An 8891-nucleotide genomic window follows, 5' to 3' on the forward strand; every position below is an offset into this window, starting at 1 on the left:
GCGCTGGTCAGCCGCAATCTCGCGGTCGAGGCCGATCTGGACGGGCTGATCGTCGGGGCGCCGGTGCCGGAGGGCACGACGCTGCTGGCGCCCTCGCATACCAGCTCCGTGCCTGCGCGCTTCGAGATTCAAGCCGAGCTGGAGCCCAAGACCCCCGGCCTCGAATGGTCCGAGCTTCCCGCCTTTCGCACGGTCTATGCCGAGGACGGCAGCACCATGCCCGAGCCGCTGCCGGCCTCCGAGATCGTCGCCATGCGCTGGAGCTTCGAAGAGGCGCTGCCTGCCGGCGAAGCCGCCTGGAACACGTACCGGCTGATCGTGAACTGATCGACTGCAATTGCCGCGCCGCTGCCCGTCTTCGGGATCGCCGCCCCGCACCGGGAGCGACGACGCATCGCTGCCGGCCGGCGAAACCACGCGCAACACCCTGACGCCCGACCGTGAACCGACCCCCGCCCCCGAGGCCCGGAGGGCTGCCGTCCTTCATTTTCGTTCCTGAGGAGACATCCGAATGATCCATTCCCGTTCCATCCTGCGCTCGACCACGGCGCTGACGGTGTTGTCGCTGGCGGTGACCGCCGCCATGGCCTCGCCCGAAGCGGGCTCCGTGATCGGCAACCAGGCGGTGGCCAGCTACGTCAACGCCGCCGGCGACACCATCACCGTCACGTCGAACAAGGTCGAGACCATCGTCCAGCAGGTCGCCGGCCTCACCCTCACCGCCGACAACACCGAGACCATCGCCCCCGGCGGCAAGGCGTTCTTGCCGCATATCGTGGTCAACGAGGGCAACGGGCCCGACGCGTTCGACCTCGCCGCGGTCGAGGGGGCCGGCAGCTTCGATTTCGCGAGCGTCACGATCTATGCCGACGCCAACATGGACGGCGTCGCCGACAACGCCACCCCGATCGCCCAGACCCCGACCCTGGCGCCGGGCGAGCGGTTCGGCTTCGTCATCGACGCCACCGCCCGCTCGGACGCGGCCAGCGGCAGCACCGAGAGCCTGACCGTGACCGCCACGAGCCAGCTCGACGCCACCGAGAGCCGCACCAACACCGACCGGCTCACGGTCTCCTCCGACGCGATCATGGAGCTGGTCAAGTCGATGACGGTCGACAAGTCGGGGGGCGATCCGAACATCGTCGATCCCGGCGACACGGTGGAGATCACCCTGACCTACACCAACACCGGCCTCGCCCCGTCGAGCAACTATGCGGTGGAGGATGTGCTGGACGGCCGCCTGCCCTATGCCTCGGGCTCGGCGCAATGGTCCGACCGGGCCGTCACCGGCGGGCTCGACGAGACCAACGGCACCGGCGTCGACGCCACCAACGGCGCGGGCGAAACCATCGCCTATGACTACAACGCCACCACCAACACGCTCGACTTCGTGGTTTCCTCGGTGGCCGCCGGGCGCAGCGGCTCGGTCACCTTCACCGCGACGATCGGGACGGATGCCGGGGCCGGGATCATCGAGAACGTCGCCACCCAGTCGGATGCGAGCGGCAACTACGCCCCGTCGAACACCGCCTCGATCCGCGTCGATCAGAGCTTCGCGGTCGACATCTCCGACACCTACACCCAGGCGGATGCGACGGTGCTGACCTCGGCCACCGATGATGGCGGGGCGGGCGACGACACCGTCACCGAGACTTCCGACATCTCGCAGGCGGGCACCATCGCCTTCGAATTCGTGATCGGCAACGACAGCAACGAGATCGACAGCTACGCGCTCTCGGTCGCCAACACCGACTTCCCGCTCGGCACCACCTTCCGCTTCGTCGGCGCCGACGGGGCGACGCCGGTGGTGGGCGATGTCGGCCCGCTCGCGCCGGGCGAAGGCACCAAGGTCACGCTGCTGGCCACGCTGCCCACCGATGCGACGCCGACCGCGGCGGGGGCCACGAACTACACGGCCACCGTCACCGCCACCTCGCAGGGCGACGGCGCCGCCGACCTTTCCACGGCCGAGTTCGCAGGCGCCGTCACCGCCGCCACCGTCGACCTCGAGAACCGCGGCGCCCCCGCCACGGCGGGCGACGGGGCCTTCGCCACCAATGGCGGCGCGCCGTGGATCACCACCGCGACCGAGCCCGAGCAGGCCGTGACCTTCCCGATGAACATCGAGAATCTCGGGCCGACCTCGGACAGCTACAACCTGTCGCTGGTCACGCCGCTGCCCGCCGACTGGCTGGTGGAGTTCCGGCTGGCCGACGGCACGATCGTCACCAACACCGGCACCATCCCCAGCGGCGCCTCGCGCGACATCGACGTCATCGTGACGCCGCCCGCCGGCGCGCCGCCCGCCACCACGCTGGTCGAGATCGCGCTCGTCTCTCCGGTGTCGGGACAGGGCGACCAGATCACCAACGCGATCACCGTCTCGGAGGTGGCCGACCTGTCGATCACCGAGGACCAGACCGTGCAGGCGGCCCCCGGCGGCGTGGTGGACATCCTGCACACCGTCACCAACGAGGGCAATATCGACATCACCGCGGGCACGATCACGCAGACCGGGCTGACCGAGTTCAGCGGCGCGATCTTCCATGACGCGAATGGCGACGGCGTGCTGAACTCCACCGATCCGGTGGTCACCGACTTCAGCGAGATCACGGGCGGCCTGCCGGCGGGCGAGACCCTGTCGCTGATCTACCGCGTGCAGGCGGGCAGCGTGCCCGGCCAGTCCGAGATCGGCACGCTCACCCTGGGCAGCAGCCTCAATGGCGGGGCGCTGACCGATGCCGACCCGGCCGACAACGCGGTGACGGACCGGATCACGGTGGTTTCGGGGGACATCACCCTCGTCAAGACGCAGGCGATCGATCCCGGCTGCACCGGCACGCCCGGCGTCTTCACCGAAGATCGGCAGGATGTCGATCCCAACCAGTGCATCCGCTACCGCATCACCGCGAGCAACACCGGCACCGATCAGGCCAGCAGCGTGGTGATCCAGGACATCGTGCCCGCCTACACCACGCTCGAAAGCTGCGGCACGGCCTGCCCGGCCACCGTCACCCCGGCGGCCACCTCCGCGGTCAACACCGCCGCGGCGCCGAACATCCGCAGCACCCACGGCGTGCTCGACCCCGGCGGCGTCGCCACGCTGGAGTTCACCGTCCGCGTCGACGGCTGACCCCGCCCCGCCCCCGCCGAACCGGCGGGGGCGGGACACCCCTCCCTCCGTCCGCGTCTCAGAAGGACCACGGAATGTCGCCTTTCCTTTCGTACCTCGCCGTCGCGATCCTGAAGATCCGCCGGTCGGTCGCCCTCGCCCTGGCGCTCCTCGCCCTCGTTCTGGGCCACGGCCCTGCGGCGGCCCCGGCCCCGGCGGGGCTCCGGATCGTCAACACCGCCCATGTCTCCTATTTCCACACCGGGCTCGGGCTGCGTGAGACCGTTTCCTCCAACACCGTCGAGGCGGTCGTGCAGGCGGTTCCGGCGCTTCATCTCGAGGGCGGCTCGGAGCGGAGCGTCCAGCGCGGCGTTTCGGCCCGGCAGGATTTCGTGGTCTCGAACATGGGCAACACCGCGCTCGATGTCTGGCCCCGGATCACGCTCGGGCGCGATGACGCGCCGCTCATGAACCAGCGGCTCTATTGGGACCGCAACGCCGACGGCAGGATCGATCACGACGATCCGCAGGTGACCGACACGGCGATCCCCCTCGCGTTCGGAGCCAAGCTGCGGCTGATCTTCCTGTTCGACATAGAGCCCGCGGCCGCGCTGAACGACACCGCGACCTTGCGGCTTCGCGCGAGAGCCGAGCCTCGCATGGAAGGCCCCCTGCCGCTCGATGTCATGATCACCGGCACCGCGCAGGGACGGGTGACGATCGTCGAGAGCGGGCTCGAGCTGCACAAGAGCGTGCTGCGTCTTGCCGCGCCGGACGGCGAGATCCTGACATACGAGCTGACGCTGCAGAACGACGGCCAGACCGCGGTCGGCCTCGCGGAGCGCATCGAGGGCGACGCGATCCTCGTCGACGACATGGCCCGTCCGGGGCTTCTGGTGCGCGACCCCATGCCGCTCAACACCGCGTTCGCGGCGCCGGGCGCGCGCCCGGGTCGGTGGCGCTCTACCACCGGGAGGGCGACCCCGCGCACAGCTATGTCTCGACCCCACCGGAGGATCCGGCCGAGATCGACGCCGTGGCCTTTCTGGTCGAACAGCCGCTCGAGGCCGGGCATACCCGCAAGATGAGCTTTCAGGTGCGCGTGTCCGATCACGCGGGGCCGGTCGACATCCTCAACAGCGCCACCGTCTTCGTCCCGCAAAGCGACGGCACGCGGCCCGAGCTCTCCAACGAGGTGGTGGTCGGGCGCGAAGCGCAGGGCGGCGGGCTGAGCTATGTCGATCCCGGCCTCGACCCGGTCTTTCGGGGAACGCTGGGAGAGGATCTGACCCTGCGGCTCGGCTCGGGGGGGTGCAACACCACGCGCGGACGCGACCGGATCGAGATCAACGTCGTCAGCCGCAGGACCGGCGATCTCGAGACCGTCATCGCGGTCGAGACCGGTGCCAATACCGGCCTGTTCACCGCGCCGCCCTTGCCGGTCACGCAGATGGCCACGCCCGTCGCGGGCGACAACGTGCTGGCCGCCACGCGGGGCGATCTGCTCGTCGCGACCGCGATCTGCGGCAGCATGCAATATGCCGCGGAATTCGAGATCGATCCCGGGAACTTCGTCTTCAGCAGCATCGACAACGCCCCGGTCGCGGGCGCGCGGGTCGCCTTGCTCGATCAGGCGGGCCGCGAGGTCGAGATCGCCATGACCGACGAGGAGGGGTTCTTCGCCCTGGGCGATCAGGCCCGCGGGCGCTACCGCTACAGCGTCGACGCGCCGGGCCATGCCTACCCGTCGGTGCGCCGCGTCTTCGAAGGCTTCGCCCGGCAGCTGTCCTCGAGCCGCGCGAGTTGGGGCGGGATGTTCAGCCATGCTGCGGGGCCGTTGATGCAAGGCGACGTGCCGGTGGATCCAAGCTACGGCATCCCGATCGCCGTCGAGAAGCAGGTCGACCGCCAGCAGGTCGGAACCGGTGGGCACGCGGTCTACACGCTCAGCCTGCGCAACGAGATGACCGTCGCATTGACCGGGGCGCAGCTGCTCGACACCCCCCCGTTCGGCACGCGGATCGTCGCGGGCTCCGCCACGCTGGACGGGCAGCGCATCGACGATCCCGCGCGGCGCGACGACGGGGTCCATGCCTTCGAGATCGGTCTCATCGCGCCCGGCGCCGTGCGCGAGCTGCGCTACGCCTTGCGGTTCGGACCGGCGGCCCGGGCCGGCGACAACCGCAACATCGCCCGCCTGCAGGGGCGACAGGTCGGAACCGGACGACCGCTCGTCTCCGCCGCCGCCCAAGCGGTGGTGCGCCTCGACGATCGCGGCGGCGTCTTCGCCGAGCAGGCCACGATCACCGGCTCGGTCTTTCTCGACTGCGACGGCGACGGGCTTCGCGGCGGTGCCGACGAGATGGGCGTTCCCGGCGTGCGCATCGCCACCCAGGGCGGCCTCTTCGCCGTCACGGATATCGACGGGCAATACTCCTTGCGCAACCTGCCCCCCCATCTGCACGCGCTGAGCCCCTCGCGCTCCACGCTTCCCGCCGGCGCCGCGATCGCGCACAGCCGCAGCGGCGACACCCGCAGCGGCGGCACCCGCATGGTCGCGCTCAAGCGCGGCGAGCTGCGCGCCGAGCATTTCGCCGTGGCGGGGTGCGACGCGGTACTGCGGGCCGAAGTGGCCGAGCGCGTCGCCACCTTCGCCGCGCGTCAGGGCCGCGCCACGCTCGAGGTGTCCGATCTGCCTTCGGTGAGCCGCGCCGGCGATGCGCGCGCCCCCGTCACCGAGGCGGGCCGCGCCACGGCGAGCCAGATCTACCGCCGGACGGAGCCGGTCGCCCCGCCACCCGCCGCCGCACCCGCCCCGCGCATTGCGTTGAGCGACGCCATCCGCGATTACGATCAGGCCCCGGCCTTTCTCGACATCGAGGACGGCGCGCGGCTCGACCGGCGCGTGGTCTCGCTTCGGGTGAAGGGGCCCGCCGATCTCGACCTCGCCCTGCGCCTCAACGGCGCCCCCGTGCCCTTCGACCGGATCGGCGAAAAGACCACCTGGGCGGCGGGAAATGTCCAGGCGATCGACTACGTGGCGCTCGAACTCGAAGAGGGGCGAAACGAGCTCGTCCTGGTGGGGGTCGACCCGTTCGGCAACGAGCGGGCCAACCTCGCCATCGCCCTTCACGCCCCCGGCGCGCCCGCGGGGCTGGTGATCGAGGCGCCCGAAACCGCCCCCGCCAGCGCCGGCGCCGCGATCCCCGTGAGCCTGCAGCTGACCGATCGCGCCGGCCATCCGGTCATGTCCTCGGCCGTGGTGAGCCTGCGCGCCACCTTGGGCGAATGGGACGCGACCGATCTGCAGCCCGATGAGCCGGGCCTGCAGGTCTTCGTGGCCGAAGGGCGGGCCGAGCTGATCCTGCGCGCGCCGCAGGTGCCCGGGCGCGGCCGGCTCTTCGCCACCGCCGATATCGGCGCGGCGCAGACCGACATCGTCTTCGTGCCGGATCTGGCGGCGCGCGATCTCGTGGGCGTGATCGAGGCGACCGCGCCGCTGGGCGGCGAGCTGGTCAGCCCCTTCGAGCATGGCCACGACGGGCTGTCGGGCGAGGTCTATCTGCGCGGCGCGGTCGGCGACACGCTGGTGACGCTGCATTACGACAGCCGGGCCGAGGCGCAGGGCCTGCTCGGCGGCGGGACCGGCGATGACGGCTTCCCCGTGTTCGGAGACGCATCCGAACAGGGCTTCGACGCGCGCTCTTCGACCGGGCTCTACCTGCGCCTCGACCGCGCCGGATCGAGCTTCGTGCATGGCGACATCGCGACGGCGCCCTCGCTCGAAGCTTTCGCCTGGGCGGCGGCGGCCGCATCGTCAACGGCGCGAAATACGCGCTCGAAGCCGAACATGTGGCGCTCACGCTCTTTGCCGCGCGCACCGGTCAGAGCCAGCGCAGCGTCGAGATCGCAGGCCGCGGCATCACCGGACCCTATCCCGTCGACCTGTCCGACATGATCGGCGGCAGCGACCGGGCCTGGCGCGTCACCCGCGACCGCGATACCGGAGAGATCCTGCAGGAGGTCCCGCTCGAGCGGCTCACGGATTACGTGCTCGACTACTTCACCGACAGCCTCATCCTCGACGTGCCGCTCAAGCAGGCGGACGAGGATGGCCATCCGGTTTCGGTCCGGCTCGTCTTCGAGACCGAAGGCACGGCCGAACGCTACTGGCTCTATGGCGGCGACGTGATCTGGACGCCGGCCGAAGACCTCGAAATCGGCGCCAGGATCCAGCATGCCGACGCCGCGCGCGGCACGCCCCAGCGCGAGCGGCTGCAGGCCGTCTACATGCGCCGCCGCATCGACGACGGCACCTCGGTCGAACTCGAGGTCGCCCGCATGCAAGACGGCGCCGGACGCGCCGGCGCCGCCGGGCGCTGCGGATCGCGCGCGAACGCGCCTCATGGCAGGGCGAGCTCGAACTGACCCATGCGGGCCGCGATTTCGCCCCGGCAAGCGCACCGGTGCGGCCCCACACCAGCGAGATCGACGCCAGCCTGACCCGGACGCTGGCATCCGGCAGCCGGGTGCAGGCCGAAGCCTCGCTGCATCGCAACCACGCCGCCGACAGCGGCAGGGCCAGCCTGCGCGCGGCCCATGAGTACGACGTCTCCTCCCGGCTGACCCGGCGCAACGAGATCCGCGCCCTGCGCGAAACCGGCCCCGCGTCGCGCGACACGACCCTGTGGCTCGGCACCGGGGCGGTCTGGCGTCCGGCCACGGACCGGCCGCTGGAGTTCGACCTGCTGCTCGAACAATCGGTCTGGGGCGGCGAGGAGGGCCTTCTGAGCTTCGGCATGGACCACGAACTGACCCGGCACTGGTCGATCTCGGGCGAGGCGGAGCTGGGCCTCGCGCTCGACGGGACGGTCGGCGACCTGCGCCGCCTGAGGCTGGCCAGCGAATACGACGTCGCCGACTGGCTGCGCGGCCGGACCGAGATCACCCGCAGCGACGGCGGCACCCCGGACAGCCGCCTCGTGCAGGGGTTTCAGGCCGACTGGACCCGCGGGCCATGGACCCTCGGGCTGGGGCTCGAACACTCCGAGCCGGTCGAGGGCGACGGCGACCGGCTGACCAGCCTTGCCCTCTCGGCCGATTGGCGGGCCGAGGACGAGACCTGGATCGTCGAGACCGATGTCGGGCGCAGCTTCGAGCCCGGCGCGGCCAGCCTCTCGACCGATGTCGGCGTCGCGGGACGGATCTCGTCGGACTGGACCTTTCTCGGTCGCAGCCGCTTCTCGCGCGAAGAGCGCGACGGCGCGCCCGACCGGCGGCGCAACCGGCTCCGCGTCGGCGCGGCCTATCGCCCGGTCCACGATCCGCGCCTCGATCTGTTGGCCTGGTACGAGCACCGCTTCGAGCGCGAGCAGGCCGAGGAGAGCGAGCATCTGTGGTCCGTTGCCGGAAGCTGGCAGGCCGGTCCCGACCTGCAGATCAACGGCCGCTATTCGGGGCGCCTTGCCGGGCTCGATCTCGACGCCGGGGCCACGGGCATGACCCGCGACGAGGTCATGACCCAGCTCGCTCAGGTCGGCGCCAACCTCGACCTGTTCGACGACCGCATCATGCTCGGCGCGAACCTCGCGAGGATCTGGGACGACCAGGGCGCCGCCACCAACGCCTATGGCGGCGAACTGGGCCTCGCCATCGGCGACGGCGCGATGATCTCCCTCGGATACAACGCAACCCGCCGAACCCCGAAAGGCACCGAGGCGCTCCATGACGACGGAGCCTATGTCCGAGTGCGGATGGCCCTGGGTGAAAGGCTGTGGGA

4 protein-coding genes and 2 pseudogenes are annotated in these 8891 nt (G+C 70.9%); all 6 read left to right on the top strand.

Features of this window, described 5'->3' with window-relative positions; genetic code table 11:
• Nucleotides 1–327 (top strand): annotated as a pseudogene (locus MBELCI_RS21130) (hypothetical protein); the annotation flags it as partial.
• 184 nt (nucleotides 328–511) lie between these two features.
• Nucleotides 512–3133, top strand: coding sequence for a beta strand repeat-containing protein (locus MBELCI_RS17590; protein WP_021695599.1), 2622 nt, complete (start codon nucleotides 512–514; stop codon nucleotides 3131–3133).
• Between the two features lie 74 nt (nucleotides 3134–3207).
• Nucleotides 3208–4200, top strand: a complete 993-nt coding sequence (locus MBELCI_RS22090) for a hypothetical protein (RefSeq protein ID WP_021695600.1) — start codon at nucleotides 3208–3210, stop codon at nucleotides 4198–4200.
• 752 nt (nucleotides 4201–4952) lie between these two features.
• A complete protein-coding gene (locus MBELCI_RS17600) occupies nucleotides 4953–7070 on the top strand; it encodes a DUF11 domain-containing protein (RefSeq protein ID WP_235047692.1) in 2118 nt (705 codons plus the stop codon).
• Complete coding sequence (locus MBELCI_RS17605) at nucleotides 6965–7540, top strand: hypothetical protein (protein ID WP_045320454.1); 576 nt, start codon at nucleotides 6965–6967, stop codon at nucleotides 7538–7540. Before MBELCI_RS17600 ends, MBELCI_RS17605 begins: the two co-directional genes overlap by 106 nt.
• Before the next feature lie 38 nt (nucleotides 7541–7578).
• Nucleotides 7579–8891 (top strand): annotated as a pseudogene (locus MBELCI_RS17610) (hypothetical protein); the annotation flags it as partial.

The organism is Limimaricola cinnabarinus LL-001 (assembly GCF_000466965.1).
Taxonomy (GTDB): domain Bacteria; phylum Pseudomonadota; class Alphaproteobacteria; order Rhodobacterales; family Rhodobacteraceae; genus Limimaricola; species Limimaricola cinnabarinus.

Coding starts and splice junctions, on each gene's coding strand:
- MBELCI_RS22090 (WP_021695600.1), top strand. CDS start 3,208: ATGTCGCCTTTCCTTTCGTACCTCGCCGTCGCGATCCTGAAGATCCGC.
- MBELCI_RS17600 (WP_235047692.1), top strand. CDS start 4,953: ATGCAAGGCGACGTGCCGGTGGATCCAAGCTACGGCATCCCGATCGCC.
- MBELCI_RS17590 (WP_021695599.1), top strand. CDS start 512: ATGATCCATTCCCGTTCCATCCTGCGCTCGACCACGGCGCTGACGGTG.